This is a genomic window from Aureimonas endophytica (assembly GCF_014642635.1).
GTDB lineage: Bacteria > Pseudomonadota > Alphaproteobacteria > Rhizobiales > Rhizobiaceae > Plantimonas > Plantimonas endophytica.
Map to the genome: position 1 here is coordinate 133,864 of NZ_BMIQ01000003.1, position 18,204 is coordinate 152,067.

17 protein-coding genes are annotated in these 18,204 nt (G+C 67.2%); 8 read left to right on the top strand and 9 right to left on the bottom strand.

What is annotated here, in order from left to right; genetic code table 11:
- Positions 1 to 10: 10 nt before the first annotated feature.
- From IEY14_RS10800 to IEY14_RS10815, 4 genes are all read right to left on the bottom strand, one after another.
- Entirely contained in the window at positions 11 to 772 is a 762-nt protein-coding gene (locus tag IEY14_RS10800; protein WP_188908326.1) for an SDR family NAD(P)-dependent oxidoreductase, read from the bottom strand.
- A 72-nt stretch (positions 773 to 844) separates the two neighbouring features.
- Complete coding sequence (locus tag IEY14_RS10805) at positions 845 to 1,612, bottom strand: SDR family NAD(P)-dependent oxidoreductase (protein WP_188908328.1); 768 nt, start codon at positions 1,610 to 1,612, stop codon at positions 845 to 847.
- A 16-nt stretch (positions 1,613 to 1,628) separates the two neighbouring features.
- On the bottom strand, positions 1,629 to 2,339 hold the full coding sequence (locus tag IEY14_RS10810; protein ID WP_188908330.1) for a dihydrofolate reductase family protein: 711 nt from the start codon (positions 2,337 to 2,339) through the stop codon (positions 1,629 to 1,631).
- On the bottom strand, positions 2,336 to 3,523 hold the full coding sequence (locus tag IEY14_RS10815) for an MFS transporter (protein ID WP_210318352.1): 1,188 nt from the start codon (positions 3,521 to 3,523) through the stop codon (positions 2,336 to 2,338). The genes IEY14_RS10810 and IEY14_RS10815 overlap by 4 nt, the downstream gene beginning before the upstream one ends.
- 208 nt (positions 3,524 to 3,731) lie before the next feature.
- Here IEY14_RS10815 and IEY14_RS10820 point away from each other — a divergent pair, with 208 nt between their 5' ends.
- From IEY14_RS10820 to IEY14_RS10830, 3 genes are all read left to right on the top strand, one after another.
- The gene (locus IEY14_RS10820; RefSeq protein ID WP_188908332.1) at positions 3,732 to 4,652 is read left to right on the top strand and encodes a LysR family transcriptional regulator; all 921 of its coding nucleotides are present in this window, start codon (positions 3,732 to 3,734) and stop codon (positions 4,650 to 4,652) included.
- A 171-nt stretch (positions 4,653 to 4,823) separates the two neighbouring features.
- Positions 4,824 to 5,123 (top strand): hypothetical protein, encoded by a 300-nt coding sequence (locus tag IEY14_RS10825; protein ID WP_188908333.1) that lies wholly within the window; start codon positions 4,824 to 4,826, stop codon positions 5,121 to 5,123.
- Between the two features lie 206 nt (positions 5,124 to 5,329).
- Positions 5,330 to 9,880 (top strand): hypothetical protein, encoded by a 4,551-nt coding sequence (locus tag IEY14_RS10830; RefSeq protein ID WP_188908334.1) that lies wholly within the window; start codon positions 5,330 to 5,332, stop codon positions 9,878 to 9,880.
- A gap of 25 nt (positions 9,881 to 9,905) precedes the next feature.
- Here the strand turns inward: IEY14_RS10830 and IEY14_RS10835 are convergent, their stop codons facing one another.
- The 3 genes from IEY14_RS10835 to IEY14_RS10845 are packed head-to-tail and all read right to left on the bottom strand — an operon-like array spanning position 9,906 to position 12,075.
- Positions 9,906 to 10,412: a hypothetical protein gene (locus IEY14_RS10835; RefSeq protein ID WP_188908335.1), complete on the bottom strand. Its 507-nt coding sequence runs from the start codon at positions 10,410 to 10,412 to the stop codon at positions 9,906 to 9,908.
- Position 10,413: 1 nt separating this feature from the next.
- The gene (locus tag IEY14_RS10840) at positions 10,414 to 11,355 is read right to left on the bottom strand and encodes a TIR domain-containing protein (protein WP_188908336.1); all 942 of its coding nucleotides are present in this window, start codon (positions 11,353 to 11,355) and stop codon (positions 10,414 to 10,416) included.
- Positions 11,356 to 11,361: 6 nt separating this feature from the next.
- The gene (locus IEY14_RS10845) at positions 11,362 to 12,075 is read right to left on the bottom strand and encodes a helix-turn-helix transcriptional regulator (RefSeq protein ID WP_188908338.1); all 714 of its coding nucleotides are present in this window, start codon (positions 12,073 to 12,075) and stop codon (positions 11,362 to 11,364) included.
- 305 nt (positions 12,076 to 12,380) lie between these two features.
- Between IEY14_RS10845 and IEY14_RS10850 the strand changes: the two genes are divergently transcribed.
- From IEY14_RS10850 to IEY14_RS10860, 3 genes are all read left to right on the top strand, one after another.
- On the top strand, positions 12,381 to 13,667 hold the full coding sequence (locus IEY14_RS10850; RefSeq protein WP_188908340.1) for a DUF5623 domain-containing protein: 1,287 nt from the start codon (positions 12,381 to 12,383) through the stop codon (positions 13,665 to 13,667).
- A 54-nt stretch (positions 13,668 to 13,721) separates the two neighbouring features.
- Complete coding sequence (locus IEY14_RS10855) at positions 13,722 to 14,726, top strand: hypothetical protein (protein ID WP_210318354.1); 1,005 nt, start codon at positions 13,722 to 13,724, stop codon at positions 14,724 to 14,726.
- A 92-nt stretch (positions 14,727 to 14,818) separates the two neighbouring features.
- Positions 14,819 to 15,667: a hypothetical protein gene (locus IEY14_RS10860; RefSeq protein WP_188908342.1), complete on the top strand. Its 849-nt coding sequence runs from the start codon at positions 14,819 to 14,821 to the stop codon at positions 15,665 to 15,667.
- A 17-nt stretch (positions 15,668 to 15,684) separates the two neighbouring features.
- Here the strand turns inward: IEY14_RS10860 and IEY14_RS10865 are convergent, their stop codons facing one another.
- Both IEY14_RS10865 and IEY14_RS10870 read right to left on the bottom strand, forming a co-directional pair.
- Entirely contained in the window at positions 15,685 to 16,038 is a 354-nt protein-coding gene (locus IEY14_RS10865) for a hypothetical protein (protein ID WP_188908343.1), read from the bottom strand.
- 417 nt (positions 16,039 to 16,455) lie between these two features.
- A complete protein-coding gene (locus tag IEY14_RS10870) occupies positions 16,456 to 17,067 on the bottom strand; it encodes a recombinase family protein (RefSeq protein WP_188908344.1) in 612 nt (203 codons plus the stop codon).
- A 267-nt stretch (positions 17,068 to 17,334) separates the two neighbouring features.
- Between IEY14_RS10870 and IEY14_RS10875 the strand changes: the two genes are divergently transcribed.
- Both IEY14_RS10875 and IEY14_RS10880 read left to right on the top strand, forming a co-directional pair.
- Positions 17,335 to 17,595 carry an AbrB/MazE/SpoVT family DNA-binding domain-containing protein gene (locus IEY14_RS10875; RefSeq protein WP_210318356.1) on the top strand — a complete coding sequence of 87 codons (261 nt, stop codon included), beginning with the start codon at positions 17,335 to 17,337 and terminating at the stop codon, positions 17,593 to 17,595.
- A complete protein-coding gene (locus IEY14_RS10880; protein WP_188908347.1) occupies positions 17,592 to 17,981 on the top strand; it encodes a type II toxin-antitoxin system VapC family toxin in 390 nt (129 codons plus the stop codon). Before IEY14_RS10875 ends, IEY14_RS10880 begins: the two co-directional genes overlap by 4 nt.
- Positions 17,982 to 18,204: the final 223 nt, after the last annotated feature.

Sequence of the window (18,204 nt, forward strand, 5' to 3'; positions counted from 1 at the left end):
GCCCCCGGCCTCACTTCGCCATGTATCCGCCGTCGACCACCAAGGCGTGGCCGACCATGAGGCTGGGGGTTTCGTGGGAGGCCCAGAGGACGGCGGCGGCGACCTCGTCGGGCCGGCCGAGGCGTCCGATGGGCTGGTCCCGCAGCATCTCCCGGATCGCATCCGCGTCGCCCGCGGCGCCCTTCTGGCTCATGTCGGTGTCGATCATGCCGGGGCAGACCGCGTTGATGCGGATGCCGCGCTGGATGTACTCGAGCGCCGCCGTCCGCGTGATCCCGATGATCGCGTGCTTGGAACCCGCGTAGGGCGCGTGGTCGACCGCGGCCGACAGACCGCCGATCGACGACAGGTTGACGATCGTGCCGTCCCCCTGTGCGGTCATCTGGGCCAACTCGGCCTTCAGGCAGTTCCACAGCCCTCCGACGTTGGTGGCGACGATGCGCTCGTAGTCCTCGTCGGGCGTCTCGAGCAGCGGTGCGGGGTCGTTCATCACCGCCGCGTTGTTCACGGCGACGTCGAGCCTGCCGAAGGCCGCCACGGTCCGTTCGACCAGCGCACGGACCTGTCCCCGGTCGGAGACGTCGCAGGCCATCGCCTCCGCTTGCGCTCCCGCGGCGCGCAGTTTGGAGGCGGCCGCCTGCACGGACCCTTCCTCGAGGTCGGCGAGCATCAGCCGGGCGCCGGCGGCGGCGAAGGCGTTGGCCACAGCCAGCCCGATGCCGCGGGAAGCTCCGGTGACGAGAACGGACTTGCGTTCGAACGACAGGTTCATGGAAGGCTCCGATGGAATGCGAGGCGAGGCGGACGTCCGGCGGCGAATGCCCGGTCGGTTCCGGATCCGCGGTCAGCGCGCGAGGTAGCCGCCGTCGGGGGCGACGACCTGGCCGATCATGAAGCCGGCTCCCGGGCTGCACAGCCACAGGACGGCGGAGGCGATCTCCTCCGACGAGCCCATGCGCCCCATGGGGATGTCGTCGATGACGGCCTGCATCTCCTTGGGATGGTCGCGCATCGCCTTGGCCACCATCGGGGTGTCGGCCGTGCCCGGGCAGAGCGCGTTGATGCGGATGCCGCGCCGCGCGTATTCCAGCGCGGCCGCCTTGGTGAGGCCGATCACGCCGTGCTTGGAGGCGGTGTAGGCGCCGAGGCCCCCGATGCCCGCAAGCCCGCTCTGCGAGGAGCAGTTCACGATCGCCCCGCTGCCCCGCTCCCGCATGTGACGCAACTGGTGCTTCATGCACAGCCAGACGCCGCGCAGGTTGATGGCGATGACGCGGTCGAAGTCCTCGGCGAGGGCGTCGGCCGTTTCGACGCTCGGCGCGTGAAGGCCGGCGTTGTTGTAGGCGGCGTCGAGCCGGCCGAGCTCGGCGACGGTCCTGTCGACGGCGGCCGCGACCTGCGCCTCGTCCGCGACGTCGCATCGGATGCCGATGGCGCGGTGCCCGGCGCGCGCGAGCCCGTCGGCGGCCTCGCGAACGGCGTCCTCGCTCACGTCGGCGAGGGCGACCGCCGCCCCGGCCTCGGCGAAGGCCCTCGCGGTGGCGAGGCCCAGCCCGCCCGCGGCGCCGGTCACGAAGGCGACCTGGTTGGAAAAGTCGAAGTTGGGGGACATCGTGGTTCTCGTTCGTTCAGGATTCGTCGGAGGGGCGGCCGTTCGTGACCCGGTAGCGAAGCCACATCGCCCCGCCCGGGAGCTGCCGGTGGCTCACCAGCTCGATCGAGCGCAGCGGGGCGCGCGCGTCCGGTTCGGAAGGGCCGGAATGGAAGACGCTGGCGCCGCCGCTCGCGCCGTCGACCGCCGGGAACAGGAGCAGGCTGATCTCGTCGACGAGGCCCGCGCGGAGGAAGGCGCCGTTGGTCACGCCGCCCCCCTCGACGCGCACGAGGCGCACGCCGAGGTCGCCGAGCTTCTCGAGCAGGAGGCCGAGGTCGAGTTCGCTCCGTCCCGCGAACAGGTAGGAGACCCCCTCGGCACGCAGCCCGGCGAGGTGCGCGTCGGAGACGTCCTCGCGGAGGACGACGAGGATCGGGTCGCCCTCGATCTCCCGGCGTCCCCAGGCGATCTTGCCGAGCGGGTCGAGGATCACCGCCCAGCAGGCGGCGTCCCCGCGGGCGAACCAGGATTCGCGCGGGAAGGTCTGGTCGGTCGCGTCGGGATACGCCAGGCCCTTGGCGTATTCCTCGCCCGTGGTGCGCCCGACGATCCAGGCCTCTCCGCCGAGTTCCCCGTAAACCTGGGCGAACAGGCCGTCGGCGACGCAGTCCCGGGGTTGCCAGCGGCTCAGGAGCGCGCGGCCGTCGATGCTGGACGCGGTGTGGCAGAGGACGTGCGGCTTCATGACAGGCTCCCGGCTTGCTGGCTGCCCGCGGCGAAGTCACCGGCCCGTGCGGTCTCCGGACGACCCGGGCGGGAGCGTATGCCCTTCGCGACGAGGGCGGCGGTGATGGCAAGGAGCACGCCGCCGAACAGCACGGGGCCACGCGGTCCGGTCATGTCGACCACCAGTCCGCCGAGGGCCGCACCGACGGTGTTCGCGACCTGGATGGTGGCGACCTGGAGACCGCCCGCGTTCTCGGCGTCGTCGCCGAGGTGCCGCGTGACCCAAGTCGACCAGCCGACCGGAACCATGCCGAAGAGGAAGCCCCAGATGGCGATGGTGCCGACCACGGCCGCCTGCATCTCGCCGAAGGCGACGAGCGCGGAGGCGCAGACCGCGAGCACGAGCGGCGCGGTGCAGAGCGTCGCGCGAAGGCCCGCGCGCAGGGCTACCGAGGACAGCGACGTGCCGACGAAGTTGGCGATGCCGAACACGAGGAGGACGGAAGAGAGGCGCGATACGCCGAAGCCGGACACCTGCTCGAGGAAGGGACGCAGGTAGGTGAAGAAAGCGAACTGGCCGGCGAACACGGTGAAGATTGCGGACATCGCGATCGGCACGCCCGGACGGCGGAGGATGGCGAACACCGCGCCGACGTTGCCGCGTCCGTTGGACGGCAGGCTCGGGATCGAGACGGCCTGCCAGACGAGGCATGCCACCCCGAGACCGGCGGCTGCCATGAACACGCCGCGCCAGCCGACGACGGCGCCGAGGAACGACCCGAGCGGGGCCGCGATCACCATCGCGACGGAAACGCCGCCGAACACGATGGATAGCGCCTTGGGCACGTCGGCCGGCGGCACGAGGCGCATGGCGAGGGACGCGGCCATCGCCCAGAAGCCGCCCAGCGCGAAGCCGAGCAGGACGCGGCCGACGAGCATGGTGGCGTAGCCGTTCGCGAGGGCGACGATCGCGCTCGAGGCGATGAGGAGGACGGAGAAGCCCATCACCACGAAGCGGCGGTCGATGCCGCGGGTTACCGTGGTGACGAAGAGGCTCGAGAAGATGGCGGCGAAGGCCGTCACGGAGATGGCCTGGCCGGCCATGCCCTCGGAGACGCCGAGGTCCTGCGCCATCGGCGTCAGCAGGCTGACCGGAAGGAACTCGGCCGTGAGGATGGTGGCGACGCTGATGGCGATCGCCAAGATCGCGCCCCAGCGCGGCGCCTCGACGGCGGGACCGCCGTCGGACGCAAGGGGTGTGTCGGGAGACATTCGGGTACCGATGGTTGCTTGGACTGCCATGCGGGACGAAGAACTCGATCCGACACGGCCACTGACGGCAAACCTAGGCAGGAGCCATTCCTGCGACTACATGCCGTTATCCGAATGGAGCTGTGAGAATCACTCATCAATGCCGCGGACCAACATCGACGACCTGGCGGCGTTCATCGCGATCGTGCGGGAGGGCAACTTCACGAAGGCGGCCGGCAAGCTGGGCGTCACGCCCTCGGCCCTCAGCCACACGATGCGCGGCCTGGAGGAACGCCTCGGGGTCCGCCTGCTGGCGCGGACGACGCGCAGCGTGACGCCGACGCCGGCGGGCGAGCGCCTCCGCGACACGCTGGAGCCCATGCTGGAGCGGATCGACGAGGAGCTGTCCTCGTTGAGCCAGTTCCGGGACAGGCCGTCCGGCAAGGTCCGCCTCACGGCGTCGGAACACCCGATCGACACGATCCTCATGCCCGTCGTCTGCCGCCTGCTCGTCACCCATCCCGACATCGAGGTCGAGCTGGTGGTGGACTACGGCCTGACCGACATCGTGTCGGAGCGGTTCGACGCCGGGATCCGACTGGGCGACGTCGTCGCCAAGGACATGATCGCCGTCCCGATCGGTCCGGACATGCGGTCCGTCGTGGTGGGGTCGCCGGAGTACTTGGAACGGAACGGCAGGCCGGAGACCCCGCAGGACCTGACTAGCCACCGCTGCATCAACCTTCGCCTGCCGACCCACGGCGGGCTCTACGCCTGGGAGTTCGAACGGGACGGGCGGGAGCTGCGCGTGCGCGTCGAGGGACAGCTCACCGTCAACAGCATCGCCCCGATGATGCCCGCGGTGCTCGGCGGCGTCGGCCTCGCCTACCTGCCCATGGACCGGGTGAGCGGCCAACTCGAGAGCGGAGAGCTCGTGCAGGTCCTGGACGAGTGGACCCCGCCCTACGCGGGCTACTTCCTCTACTACCCGAGCCGGAGGCAGCCGACGCCCGCGTTTACGGTGCTGGTCGACGCGCTGCGGCACCGAACGCGGCGGGACGCCGACACCCGGCTTGGCTGACCGCGCGCCTAGCGCCCTCAGCTCTTTCGGTCGCGGGGACGGGCCGCCCGGCGACTTGCGGCGATCCGGCCCCGGGCCTTGCCTGGAACGACGGCTGTGGATCGGCGCCCGGCTTCCATGCCGATCGGCGCGCCAACCTGTTGAGCGTGCTGATGTCGACGAGGTCATGACATGGAGCCGCTCGACAAGCGCGTGACGATCGCCCATCGCCTCTTCCATCCACAAGCGGATTGGCAGGATCCCGCCTGTTCAGTTTCGGACGGCCGTCGAAGCGGGCGTTCGAACGGGATCCTTCCGCTTTCGACCCATTCTTGCGACTCCACCACTGACTCTGGCGGGCCGAAAGCAGTCCGTCTGCTATCGGAGGCTCGGCCGGAGAAAGCAGACGTTGTTGAACGCTGCTGGCAAGCGGCGGCTTCCGACCAGCTTAAGACATTCAGCGGCGGTGATGCGAGCGTCGGCTTTCGCTGACACCCGCCATTTCCGGTACCGCAAATGGGCCGGTCGGCTTTGCGCCCTAATTCCAGTCGTTCGTCACCGCGAATGTTGGTCCCGAAAGCGGCCATTCGTCGAGGCCGATGAAAAAGTCGAACTCACGCCAACCGATCAGCGTATTCGGTCCGTCTTGCGGGCTTCCGTGGTCCCACTAGAACGGGGAGATGCCCCGAAAGATTAGCGTGACCACATCCCTGAGCCCGCCCGCAACCGCACGCGAAGTCCTCCACGAAATGCTGCGCACGTGGGAACCGGCGGCCGGTCCAACCGGCTTCGAAGGCTTGGTCGCAGACGCGTTGGTCGGCTTTACGGGATTCACGTTCAGGCTCGCCAAGTCGGGATTGCAGTTCGGCCGGGACGCCGCGACGACGTCGAGCCGATTCGCGATCGCGATGGAGGCAAAGCGCTACACCAACTCCGTCCCGCTGCAGGAACTCGTCGGCAAGTCGACGCTCGCCGCCTTCGCGCTGGCAGAGGGCGTGGACCTCTGGGTGCTCGCGGCTACCGTCGAGGTCGGTGAGACGACCGAACGGCAGCTCGAGCAGATCCTCGACAAGGGCGGCATCAGCCTTCTCACACTGGATTGGACGGCGGCCGGTCTGCCGCCGCTCGCCGTCCTGCTCGCGGCGGTGAGGGAACGGGTTGAGGCATTCGCAAAGCTGCATCTCGATCCGTCGAAGCACGCCGCCCTTGCCGCCGGCCTCGCCGACATCGCAGCCGATCCGGGGTTCGACGCCAGCCTCGCCGAGATCCGCGACAAGCTATCGCCCGGCCTGCTCGGGTTGGACGCCTGCCGCCACGCCAACACAGCATGGGCGAACGATACGCTCGGAAGCCGGCGGCTCGCCCAGCGCCAGTTCTCCCAGTTCTTGGTGCCGCTGGAGAACCGGGCGCTCACCGCCGAACGTCCGACGCTGCGGCACTCGATCGGCGAGGCGGTCGACCATGCGCGCACCGACGCGGCAGGCGACACGCTCGTGCTGGTCGCGGGCGGCGAGGGCTCCGGCAAGACCTGGGCGGTCACGAACTGGTGGCTGTCGGCAGACCCGCGCCCGATCTTGTTGCTGTCCATCGGGCGGATCGCGGAGCAGCTCTCGCCCGGGACCGAGCCGGTCGAGATGCTCGCGCGGCTGGCGGCGCACCAGTCGGGACCGCGCGACGCCACCGCGGTCGCACGCTGGCGGCGACGGATCGAACGATGGTCGCAGGGCGGCCGGTCCCGCGATGCGTTCGTGCTGGTGGTCGACGGCCTCAACGAGACCAGCGGCAAGGCCTGGGCGTCGATCCTGCGCGACCTGCTGCCCGCCGTCCGCGATCTGGGCGGCGTCCTGGTCGCCACCTGCCGCGAGCAATACTGGAGCCGGGAGGTCCGCGACCGCCTGCCACGCTACGTTACGACGATCCGCGTCCAGGTGAACGACTATGACGACGTCGAGTTCGCCGACGTCCTGCGAAGGAACGGCGTCGATCCGGGCGATCTGAACCCGCGCCTCAACGCGTTCATGCGCAATCCGAGGATCTGCGCGCTAGCGTTGACGATCCTGCCCCGCCTCACCGGCATCCAGGACCTGAGCGTCGAGCGCCTGCTCATGGAGTTCTGGCGCCACCGGCTCGAGGAGCGCGAAGACATGATCGCGCACAACGACACCGACTTCCGCGACTTGCTCGTCCGCCACGCGCGCGAATACCGCGAACGCCAAGGCGCCGCCTTCAACCGCGACGAGTGGCGCTCCCGCTCGGGCGCGGCGGCCCGCGATGATGGCCGTGACATCAGGAACGACCTCACCGAGATCGAGGAGGGGCGCTTTTTCGACGGTGCCAGCAGCACCTACCAGTTCCGGCCCGAGAGCCTCCAGTTCGCGCTCGGCCTCCTGATCTCCGACGAGCTGAAGGGCCACATCGACGCCGGGGACGACCTCGACCAGGCCATCGCGCCCATCATCGATCCGATCCGCGGCTTCGACGCGGCCGCCGACGTCCTGACCGCTGCCGTCGCGGTGAGCGTGATGGACGCCGGCTACCCCGACGCGGGGATCGCGGCGCTCGTCGCCGTCTGGATCTCGCTGCAGAACCATGTCGAGGATGCGTTCGACGAGCTGATGCCGCACATCGCCGCACGGCCCGGCCCGTTCCTCGACGCCTATGAATTGCGGGACACCGACCGTGACGATGGACGCTTCCTGCGCTTCATCCTCGAGGCCGCCGCCGAACGGGAGAGCGTGCGGGCAGCGCTGGAACAGCGCGTCGTCCGCTGGCTCGGTAGCTGGACCCGGACGCTTCCCGAGAGCGCCGATGGGCCGGAGCGCGAACGCCGACAGACCGAACGGAACGAACAGATCGATGCCCGCCTCGCGTCGCTGACGCCCGACGAGCAGGCCTGGTTTGCCGCGAACTGCCCCGAACTCGCGAGGCCGAGCGGCCTGGCGATGGCGGCGACGCTGCACCTGGCCGGCCGGGCGCAGACGCCGTTCGCACCCGGCCTGGTCGCGTTCGCGTTCGCCTACAAGGTCGGCGGCACATACAATTCAGCTTACGACGAGCTCGCTTGGGTGCTCCGGCTCAACCGGATCGATCCGGCCGAATTCGCGGCCGCGGCGCGGAACGAGGTCGCACGCTTCGTCGCGCCCGGTTCCTCGGCACTCGCAGGCCAGGCCGTCGCGTTCGCCCTGCGGCTGATGGGGACCGAGGCCGACGAGGACACGGCCGAGGGACTCGCGCCGAGGCCCTCGCCGACCATCATGGGCGGACCCGAGCCCGACGCGCTCGACCCCGCTACCGATCCGCCCCCCGGAGTCGCGGAGGTGGCCGCACGCATCGCGGCGATGGACCCCACCATCATCTGGAACCACATGAGCACCACGGTCGAGGACCACGACCTCGAGCGGACCATTGAGAGCCTCGTCCGCTTCGAGTTCGAGACACTGCGGGAATTCCTCGACCGGGTCGCTCGGACCATCTCCACCCGGACGGGCCTCCCGCTGCGGCAACTCGCGTGGCACCTGCCCTGGCTCAGCCCCATCCTCGACGCCGAGACCATCGAGGCGATCGACCAGCGTGTCGCCGAAATCGGGGCCGACCCGTCGCTCGCACCCGCGGACGACGCCGACTGGATCACGGGCACTATGGTCGAGAGCGTTCTGCCCACTCGAGACGGTGCCGCGCAGCTCGACGTCCTACAGTCGCTGCCCAGCGACGCGCCGTACTATTTCCGATACTCGCGCGTGGCCAAGCCGCTGACGGGCGACGACGCCGCGAACCGGCTGGCCGCTGTCATCGACGGCGATCCCAACATCCTCGAACGGACCCTGATCTTCCTCTCCGACGGCGCCGTGCAGGTCACGCCGGCCCTGCGGGATCTCGTCATCCGCTGCCTTGGCAGTGCCGAGACCGAGGTGGTCGCGGCGGCGGCCGAGTTCGCCAGAGCGCACGACGATCCCGACATCGACGACGCCGTGCTCGCGCTCCCGCGTCCCGCCGACGTCGATCGCACATGGCGGGCGGGGACCGTCTCCGCCGCGATCTCGGTCGCGATCGCGCGACGCGGCCGCGTGGATCTCGTCGAGGACATTCCCGTGGAGCACCTGGATTGGGTCGCGTCGCGCATGCCCGCGGCACTCGACCGCCTGGCGGACACGATCGAAGCTACCGTCGAGATGCTCACGGGCGAGATCGACATCGCACCGCCGACCGACGCGATCCTGACACTCGAGGTCGATGAGCCGGAGACTGCGGCGCGCATCAGCCTAGAGGATCGGGGAGAGCAGTTCGACGACCCGTTCGAGGGCCTGAACGCGGCGATGTCGGACACGACAGGCGCACGCTTCGCGAACCGGCGCCGGCTCCTCGGCCAGCAGCTCGAGCGCTTCCTTGATAGCCTGGCGAGCGCCGGTGCCCTCGTTGTCGCCCGCCGGCCGTTCGCGATCGGGCTCGACGCGCTCGCGCGATCGCAATCGGACAGATACGCCGGATGGCTTCGCGGCATCCTGGCGACCACCGACGACCGTGCATTGCGCAATCTGCAGAACGTCGGTTTAGCCCTCGCACAACACTACGCCGAGATCGACGCCAACCTCTCTGCGAGGACCTTCGCCCATCTCTGGCGCATCGACCCGCATGTGACGGTGACGATGGGCCCGGCCAAGCATCCGATACGTTTCACGTCGCTGTTCAGCGCGGTGTCGTCAGAAGAGATCGACGCGTTGAGAGGCAAAATGCTGGAGCAGGCGTCCGACGATGGCCAGCTCGAGACCGTGGTGCTCGCGGCGGAGGCCGCGGGCGCTGGTGTATGGCTGGATGACCACATCGACGGGCGGCTCGCCTCCGCCACGCCGGCCGATCAGGCATTGGGAATAACCGCGGCGTCGATGCGCCCCGCCAACCCGCATTCCGATGGCGTGCTCGATCGCGACTGGAAGCGCGGCTTCCTCGGGGATGCGGCCCGCGCGGGACGCACCCGCTATGCAAGGTCGCGACATTCCGACCACTGGTTCGACTATGCGGTCGCGGCCACCCATCCGCACGAGCGCTGGCGCTACCTCGAGCTCGCGATCGCGGCGGCCGATAGGCGGCAGCTGATGGAGACCGCACGGCGCGTCACCCCGGACCTGAGGCTCATGGGCGGCGAGGTCGGCGAACGAATGGCGAAGGCGGCCGAGAAGGCCAACACCGAAGGCAAGAAGACGCTGTTCGGGTGGAGGAAACCCGACAGCCTGCTCCAGCAGATCCTACGCTAGCGGAAGGTCCCAGTTCGCCGCCCTTTCAAGCGCCTCGCATCACCGGCCGCTTCGGCAGGTCCGTCGGTTCGGGGATCCGGATGCCGGTCGCCTGCTCGCGCGCCGCGAGGAAAGCCTCGTTGAAAGCCGTCGTGATGCGGCTCGCCATCTGCCACGCGTCGAACAGACGCTGATGCGATTGCTCTAGGTCCGCGACCATCGCGTCCCGGCCCTCCGCGGTCGCGATCGCGTAGTTGTGCCGTTCGAAGAAGCCGTGGTTAACGCGGTTCCGGCAGTTCAGCGCCGTGGCGAAAAGGTCGGTGAGATCATCATCGAACAGGAAGGATTCGCGCAAGTTGGCCAGCAGCCCGCCAAGCGTCTTGCGGTCGATGTCGAGCAACAGCCGCCTCGCCGCCTCGCCGTCAGGCTCGGCGTGCCAGCCCTCCTCTAGCCCGCGCACGCAGAGGATCAGCGTGCCGAGTGCGGTTTCGAAGAGCTGCGCCGCTTCGGCGGTGACGCCGAACTTCGCGTAGAGCTCGTCCCGCGTGGCCATTTTAGGCCTGCCACCAAGTCGCGGACACAGGAACGTCGGCGGCGTGCAGCTCGGTCACGAGCCGCCGTTGCCACCCATCCTGATTATCCAGCGGGACGTAGACGACGCCGTCGTAGTCGGACGGGCACTCGACGCCCGGCGAGACGAGCGCACACACCCTCTCCACGCCGAGCTGTCCGATGAAGAAGCCCATCTCGAAGAGCACATTCTGGCGCGGGCGACGGACCGCGACCGGTGCGGCCTCGCCGGCGGGGACGAGCTCGGGCCGGAGATGGCCGAGGTCGTCACCGGTGAGAAGGACGACGGCGAACGCCGCCCCGTCGGCCTCCTCGCGGAACTTGGTGAGGATCGAACGACCGCGGTTCGGCCGTTCCGAGAGTATGATCACGTCGACGGCTACCCGGCGCTCGAGGAACCGCGCGACCGCGTGCTTTGCCGCCTCGTCCCGACCATGGACGAGGGACACCTTGGCCGGCCTGACCTCGACCGCGGGAGCGACGGGCTCGGGTTCCACCTCGGGAGCCTCGGGGGCGACCGCGCCGATCAGGCCGTGCTCGCGCAGGATGACGAACAGGTCGCCGTCCTTCACCGCCCAATGGGTCCGACTGAACTCGAAATCCGTTAGTTGCAGGTCCCAGCGGACTTCCTGGATCGCCTCGTCCGTCAACGGGGGGATGGAATTGTCGAACTCGAAGATGACACGGATGTCGCTGCCGCGCTGCTGGATGCGGCGGATGTGCCCGATGCGCGGGACGCCGTCAGCCGATTGTTCATACATGAACAGCGTCGGGAGCTTCGCCAATTCCTCTAGCACCGCGGGCGTAAGCGCAAGCAGCGGCGCCCGGATGTCCTCGGCGGTGTGCTCGAGCACCCGGCTACGGTCCCAGATATAGGCGCCTTCCTCCCAAGCGTTATCGTTGGCCGTGACCATCACGTTGAACATGCCGCCTCAATCCCCTCCGTCGGTCGGCGCCGCGGCGTCCCCGGCTCGCACCGGGAAAATCACACCATCGCGTGGCGTCTCGTATTCGCCGAGGCCATCCATCACGAATGCGCGAGAGATGCCAGCCGCGTCCCGGCCGACGCGCAGCGCGATCCTGGTCTCGGTCCATTGCGCCATCAGGATCGCTAAGCCGCCACCACCGTCATCGTCGACGTCGTAGCATTGGACTTCGAAGCTGGCGCCGCCGACAACGAAGCCTCGTTCAACGAGGCCGTCGAGCAGCCTTTTCGCCTCGAGTTCCTGCATGACCTGGTCGACGGGGCGCAACGCGCCCTCGATGGCAGCGACCGCCTCGCAATGCTCCTGGAACAACTGGATAGAGCGGGCGTCGTCGATGCTGTCCAGTTCGCAGAACCCGAAGTCGATGTTACGACCCCGGCGGAGCAGGCCGACCAGCCCTCGGCCAGTCGTCATCCGGTCGAGCGGCACGTGCGGCTGATCAGCTACCGATCCTGCCGAGCCGAGCTCAGACGCGGGCACGCCGAGAGCAGCCGCCAGCGAAGCGAGCGACGCCGCAGCGATCGTGCGCCCCGCCTCGGCACGCTGCACGGTCGCGATGCCGACACCCGCCGACGCGGCCAGATCCTCCTGTGTCATCGCCCGGGATGCGCGAAGCGCCCTGATGTTCTCGCCGACGTCCATGTTTTCGATCGCAATCATACCGCTTCTCCCATGTCGATGGGATTCCACGCGGACGCCACATCAGGCCACCCCAGCCAGATATCACCGAGCCATCACCGGCCGTGCCACTGAGTTCGAAACCTTGGCAAAGTGTCGAAGGCGCCGCCGTACGCACTTCCCTGGCATGCCCTTTCCTGTAAGATGCAGTGGCGCTCTCAGGTAGGAGCCAGCCGCCCGCCAGGAGCGAAGCTGCAAGCAGCACTGCCGATGATTCTGATTGGACTTGTCTCTCGGGCTCGAGGGGCGGTTGGCGGGCGACGCTTCGACACGAGCTGGAGAATGGCATGTCGGACAACACCGTTCGGCCGTCAACGATCGACGGCATCAAAAGCCTCGCCAAGAACATCAAGCGCGAGCAGGGTATCAAGCACGCCGAGGCGTTGGATCGGGCCGCTGTCGCTGCCGGCTTCGCGAACTTTGCGCACGCGAACCGCGCGATCGCGGACCGCCCGCGCCACGATCTGTGGATCACGGCGCGATGGTTCGACCGCGGAACCAAGGCGAGGGGACAGGAAACGCTCAGGATCGGGCTCGGCGCGACCTACGCGGAATTGCTGACACCCGCCCAGGCGCGGTGCGACCGATACCTGGGCAACGTGCGGGCGGAGGCGCCCGACCACCTTGTGCTCATGTCGATGTCGGAGGACGCCGAACTCGCGCGTCGGCGCATCTGCGAGGTAGCCCGCACGCTGCAGTTCATCGAGGCGACGGGCCTGAAGCCGACTGATTCGAGACGAACATATCCGAACGGCCGCATCAACCACCGCGTCCCCGGACAGGACCACAGTGCCGTCTGGTGGGATCCGGCGAACCGCCGGCACATCCGCACCGACGAACCCTACGTGGACCACGATGAGCCCGTCAGCGCCGAGCGCGTCGCGTGGGCCGAGCGTCACGGCTGGCAGATCGTGAAGCCGCGGTGGGGCGGCATCTACTGGCCGGACCACGGTTGCTCGATCTTCCTGATGGCCGACCGGGCGAAGGGGCCGAGCATCGCGGATCTGGCGGCGGCGCTGGACAAGGCGCCGCGTCCGGTGACCACGGCACGTTGGACCGGGACGTCGGGTGAATACTACGCTGCGGTGGATACGCCGGGGACGCGCGCCGCCGAGGATGCGAAGCGTGTTGCCCAGCCAAAGAAGCGGCGCCCAGCGCGAAAGCGGGCGTCAGTCCCATACAACATGACCTTCGTGGGGCGGCGACTGCGACCCGATGCGCGGATGCCGATCGAGGCGCACCAGGAAGTCGGCGCGCTGCTCCAGTCGGTGATCGCCGATGCCCGCAAGCGCGACGGCGCGCGGAACCGCGCAGACCGCATCCGAAGCGACCTCGACGAATGGGTCATGCGCGAATACGACACGATCGAGCTCGACCACGAGACCTTCTCGAACCTTTACTACCATAAAAAGGGAGACGGCCTCGTGCCGACGGCGGATCGCGGCGTCATGGTCGCGCGGCTCGAGCGCGTGAAGACGATCCTCGCGCGCCACTATCCGGACTGCCCGCCGCTCGACGAGGTCATGGGTCAGGCCGATCGGGCGATCCGATCACTCCGCAGCTGGAGTGCCTGACCGTCGTCCCGGGCGTCGCAGGATGGCATCGGCGCTTGCACGCCGACGGTGCCGATGCCATCCTGCCCGCGGCTGATCCGGCCATGCCGTCCACGTTGGCGAAGCCCGAGGGCAGGAGATCATCGCCACCGACGGACCTTCCAGGGTGCGCGCGGGCCCAGTGGACACGCCTCGACAAGCACCGCGGAGTGGTTCGATGCGGATACCCTCAACGGCACCGGGCGGCCTAAGGCCGCAGCCAAGCTCATCGTGCGGTCGGTCAGCGGGATAAGGTTGAACGAGGCGCAAGACGCAATCGCCAAGGCGACGGGTCACCGCGACTGGCACGACCTCGCCAGCGCGCCGATGGAAGCGAACGGGCAGGTCGATGACCAGGCTGCGATCGCCTGCGTCATCGCCGTCTCCGACGCGCTCGGCATCGGAACCGGCGCCGTCCAATACGCCCTGACCAAGTCGCGGGTGCTGACCGGCATGACGCTGGAGCGATCGCTCTCGATCCAGGCCCGAGCATGGCGCGAGCGCCTGTTCGGCGCAGGCGGACGTGGGCGTCCCGGCACCGTCGTGCGCGTGCGGTCGCCGGGCGAGAACCAGCCCGGCTATCTGCTTCGTCAGGGCCGTCCGACCTACGTGATGCTCGATGGCGGCGTCGGCATGCGCGCCGACTTCGAGGTCAAGACACCCCGGCAGGCGTTGGCCGACTTCGTCCCGAGCCGGCTATGGCTGCCCTACGGGTTCTGGACACTGGCCGACGGGGCGGTCGTCACCTTCTCGCGCGACTACATGCCGATGTGGCGGTCGGCGAATGACGGGACCGAGCGGATGGACCCCTGGCTCCGCATTGAGGATATCATGTCCAAGACGCACTTCTCAACTCAGGCGGGAACCGTCGACTGGGCGGGCGGCAGGGCGCGGGAGATGGCCCTCGCCCATCTCGACGAACGGCGCATCACCTGCCTTCCGCGTCTTGTCGACGTGATGGGCGAGATGCTGGCCCCGTTCGTCGAGACGGTCGGCGACGCCGTGGCTCGGCTCCGGGGAGCCACGGCGGAAGCGGCGTGAGGCGTGTCAGAAGCGCAGGCGGCGCCCTCCCGGGTGCAGGGGTGACTGTCATGTTCGGGGCGGGCTGAACGAAAGAGAAAACGGAGAGCATGATGGCGTCGATTGCCGGTCCAACATTCAACTTCGACCCGGCGGAGGGCATGTCGCCGTTCCTGCGTCCCGTCTACTTCGACCGGCACGTTCTGGTGAAATACCTCTTTGACCCGCGCATAGCGGTGGACTTCGCCAGCGAAACCTACGGAACCGTCTTCGGCGTCGACTGGCAGATATCCTTCGGGCTCAACGCGAAACGCTCGGTCATCACGTGGCTAGGCGACCTCGAGGACCTTCCCATCGTCGAGCAGCACCACTGGGCGGGGTCCAACGTCCCGTCGGATCACGACATACGGTCCGAGTTCTACGATGCGCAGATCAATGTAGTTTTCACCGAGCCACCAGTAGGAGTGCGCGCGCTCAACTCCCTGGCCAGATGGAACGACGCCTTCGCCGCGAAGCACGGATCCACGCTCTACCGCAGCCGCGACCTCGACCAACGGCTCGAGGACGTCCGGCGCTACCGGTCGCTCATCATCAACCGCGAGGACGACTTCGTCCGTTACGTCAGCGAGCTCAACGAGACCATCAACGAGGATGTGGACAATAAGTCGGTGCGGGCCTTCCTCGCGTCGACGTCGATCACGGTGCCGCCCGACACGAAGGGCAACAAGCTGCTCGGGTTGGTCTACAAGTACTTTCTCGGCGATACCGCAAACGCGATTGCGCCATTCTTCTATCTATACGACCTGCGGCTCTGGGCCGACCATGCGATGGGCGACAAGAATCTGCTCGACGTCGCCGCGAAGCTCGGGGTCGGCAATCCGCGCGACTACGAAACGATGATGACCGCGCTCCTTGCGGCGTTGGAATCGAGCGCAACCGATCTGAAAAAGCGGTTCGGATGAACCATGCGGCGAGGAACTCAAAACGTTCGCGTTACCCGCACTCCGAACTGGTCGTTCGCGATGACATAGTCGTGCCCCGACGGCCGCGCGGCACCGGCGCCTGAGATCGTCTGCCGGGTCCCAACCGCGAAGCCCGCGGGGTCGAGCCAGGTCACGGTTCCATCGCGAACGATCGGACGCACGGTATACGAGGCGCGCGAACCGGTGACCCTCCTCAGACCGGCGGCCACCGTCACCGCTGGCGGGACGATCGCTCGCGGCCGCGCCTCCATCCAGGCGAGGAAGAGCTGCGGGTCAATCCGCTCCTCGGCCGTGGAACGAAAGTGCGGCTCGCTAGCCAGGCCTTGTGCTGCCGCCTGTGCCACCGACACCCGCTGGCTTCACAGACCCGCCTTTGACTAATTGTCTGGCCGCTTCCTCTTTTATCGGGCCAAGAAGTGGTTTGACCGCAGCCGGACCCGTTCGCTCGATTAACGTTCGACTGCCGGATTCGCATGGCAGCTTTTGCCAGTTCAGCGCCAGAAGCCGACAGTCGGAAGTCTGGCCAGCTTCTGACGTTTTGAGGGGCTTGTCGGGCAAAAATTGAACGTCGGCTTTTGACAAGAGCCGCCGTTCGACACGGCGCAGGCGAACGGCAGCCAAGTCCCAATGCCAGTCGTTTCGACCGCCGGTAGGAGCTTCGTTCACGACCGGCTGGTTTCAGGATCGCGAAGGATCACTCCGAACGGCTAAGATGGGCGCTAAGCTGCCGAGCGGAATTGGTCGAGAGAACGTAAACAAACGTTCGGTCAGCCCTCCCCTTTCTGCTCCGTTTCGACCTCTCTCTTTCCTTCGTCACGTGCCCTCTGAATGGTCTGCCGGCTGACACCAAGATCGCGTGCGAGCTTCGAGACCGAAGCCCCCTCCCCTAGCTTCTCGCGGACCGCCTGCTTCTGCGCATCCGTCAGGCTCCGCGGGCGGCCGAGCACCCTGCCCTGATCCTTCGCCCGCATCAGACCGGCATGCGTCCGCTCGATCAGGAGATCGCGTTCGAACTCGGCGACGGCGTTGATGACGCTCATCGTCATTCGCCCCGTCGAGCTCGTCAGATCGACGCCGCCGAGCGCCAGACAATGAACCTTGACGCCCATGCCGGCGAGAAGGTCGACTGTCGCGCGCACGTCCATCGCGTTGCGGCCAAGCCGATCCATCTTGGTGACGACAAGGACGTCGCCCTCCTCCATTCGGTCGAGCAGCCGGGTGAACCCTTCGCGCTCCTTCGCGGCGAGCGAACCCGATACGGTTTCGGAGACGACGCGCCGGGCGTTGACATCGAAACCGGCGGCGCGGATCTCGCCGATTTGGTTTTCGGTCGTCTGGCCGTGGGTGGAGACGCGGACATAGGCGAAAGTTCGGGACATTCGGGCTCGAAACCGACCTAAAACGCGCCGATCTTATAGGGCATGTCCGATAAGCGCGACAGCTAGATTTAGCACCACCCTGCTGCTGGATGACCTAAAACGATCGGTTGTGGTCATGATCAGCAACCTCATGTGACAACAGGCTGCATTGCCCCTTTCGAACTCCTATTCATCGCATAGCATTTGATGGCAGCGGAGTTTTGGCATTGCCTCCGTTATGTCAACAATGCCATTATGGCATGAAATGGGATTGATAAGGAGACGATGTTGTCTGCAACGCAGCATGTCACCGACGTTCGTGTTGGTGCTAACGGGCGTATGGTACTGCCGTTATCGGTGCGGAAAGCCATGGGACTGTCCGGCGAGGCTCGGGTGATCATCACCGTGGAAGGTGATGAAGTTCGCCTTTCTCCTATCAAGCATGTGGTCTCGCGCCTTCAGAGCCTATACCGCGAGCATGCTAGCAATGATGCCGGATCAGAGGCCTTTCTTGAGGAGCGCCGAGAGGATGAAGGCAAGCCGGCATGAGTGCCCGCATTGTCTTTGACACTTCAGCCTTGATTGCTCTCCTTCGTAACGAGCCTGGCGCTGACAAGGTGGCATCATGGGTGGGTCAGGCAGCCATGTCGGCAGTCAATTTGCAGGAGCTGGTCAAAGGACTTCTAAAGCGAGGTTTGCACCTGTCTGTCATTGAGGAGATCGTCGACGACTTACGCCTAGAAGTTCACGATCATGATCGCGATGCAGCCTTCGCTGCCGCCACGCTTGTCGAGGCCACCACGCAATACGGTAGCGGCCTAGGCGATCGGTCTTGCATGGCGTTGGCGATCAAGCTGGGTATACCTGTTTTGACCACAGACAAGGCCTGGGGGAAAGTCGTTGTCGAGGGGCTGAAAGTCGAAGTCGTACGGTAGCGACAAGCCGATCTGAACCGCGCCGAGTTTCCCGGGGGCTCCAATTCTTAAGAGGATGGAGCCATGACGAAGAGAACCCACCCTACTCACATGAGGTCCGCGAGCGGGCTGTCCGGATAGTTTTTGACCACCAAAAGGATTACACCCTGCAGTATGAAGCCATCCGTTCGATTGCCGCGAAGATCGGCAGATCGGACGAGACGCTGCGCACGGCATCTGCTCG

Excerpts from the sequence above, each read along its gene's own strand:
- IEY14_RS10800 (WP_188908326.1), bottom strand. The coding sequence starts at position 772 with ATGAACCTGTCGTTCGAACGCAAGTCCGTTCTCGTCACCGGAGCTTCC.
- IEY14_RS10805 (WP_188908328.1), bottom strand. The coding sequence starts at position 1,612 with ATGTCCCCCAACTTCGACTTTTCCAACCAGGTCGCCTTCGTGACCGGC.
- IEY14_RS10810 (WP_188908330.1), bottom strand. The coding sequence starts at position 2,339 with ATGAAGCCGCACGTCCTCTGCCACACCGCGTCCAGCATCGACGGCCGC.
- IEY14_RS10820 (WP_188908332.1), top strand. The coding sequence starts at position 3,732 with ATGCCGCGGACCAACATCGACGACCTGGCGGCGTTCATCGCGATCGTG.
- IEY14_RS10825 (WP_188908333.1), top strand. The coding sequence starts at position 4,824 with ATGGAGCCGCTCGACAAGCGCGTGACGATCGCCCATCGCCTCTTCCAT.
- IEY14_RS10835 (WP_188908335.1), bottom strand. The coding sequence starts at position 10,412 with ATGGCCACGCGGGACGAGCTCTACGCGAAGTTCGGCGTCACCGCCGAA.
- IEY14_RS10840 (WP_188908336.1), bottom strand. The coding sequence starts at position 11,355 with ATGTTCAACGTGATGGTCACGGCCAACGATAACGCTTGGGAGGAAGGC.
- IEY14_RS10845 (WP_188908338.1), bottom strand. The coding sequence starts at position 12,075 with ATGATTGCGATCGAAAACATGGACGTCGGCGAGAACATCAGGGCGCTT.
- IEY14_RS10850 (WP_188908340.1), top strand. The coding sequence starts at position 12,381 with ATGTCGGACAACACCGTTCGGCCGTCAACGATCGACGGCATCAAAAGC.
- IEY14_RS10855 (WP_210318354.1), top strand. The coding sequence starts at position 13,722 with ATGCCATCCTGCCCGCGGCTGATCCGGCCATGCCGTCCACGTTGGCGA.
- IEY14_RS10860 (WP_188908342.1), top strand. The coding sequence starts at position 14,819 with ATGGCGTCGATTGCCGGTCCAACATTCAACTTCGACCCGGCGGAGGGC.
- IEY14_RS10870 (WP_188908344.1), bottom strand. The coding sequence starts at position 17,067 with ATGTCCCGAACTTTCGCCTATGTCCGCGTCTCCACCCACGGCCAGACG.
- IEY14_RS10880 (WP_188908347.1), top strand. The coding sequence starts at position 17,592 with ATGAGTGCCCGCATTGTCTTTGACACTTCAGCCTTGATTGCTCTCCTT.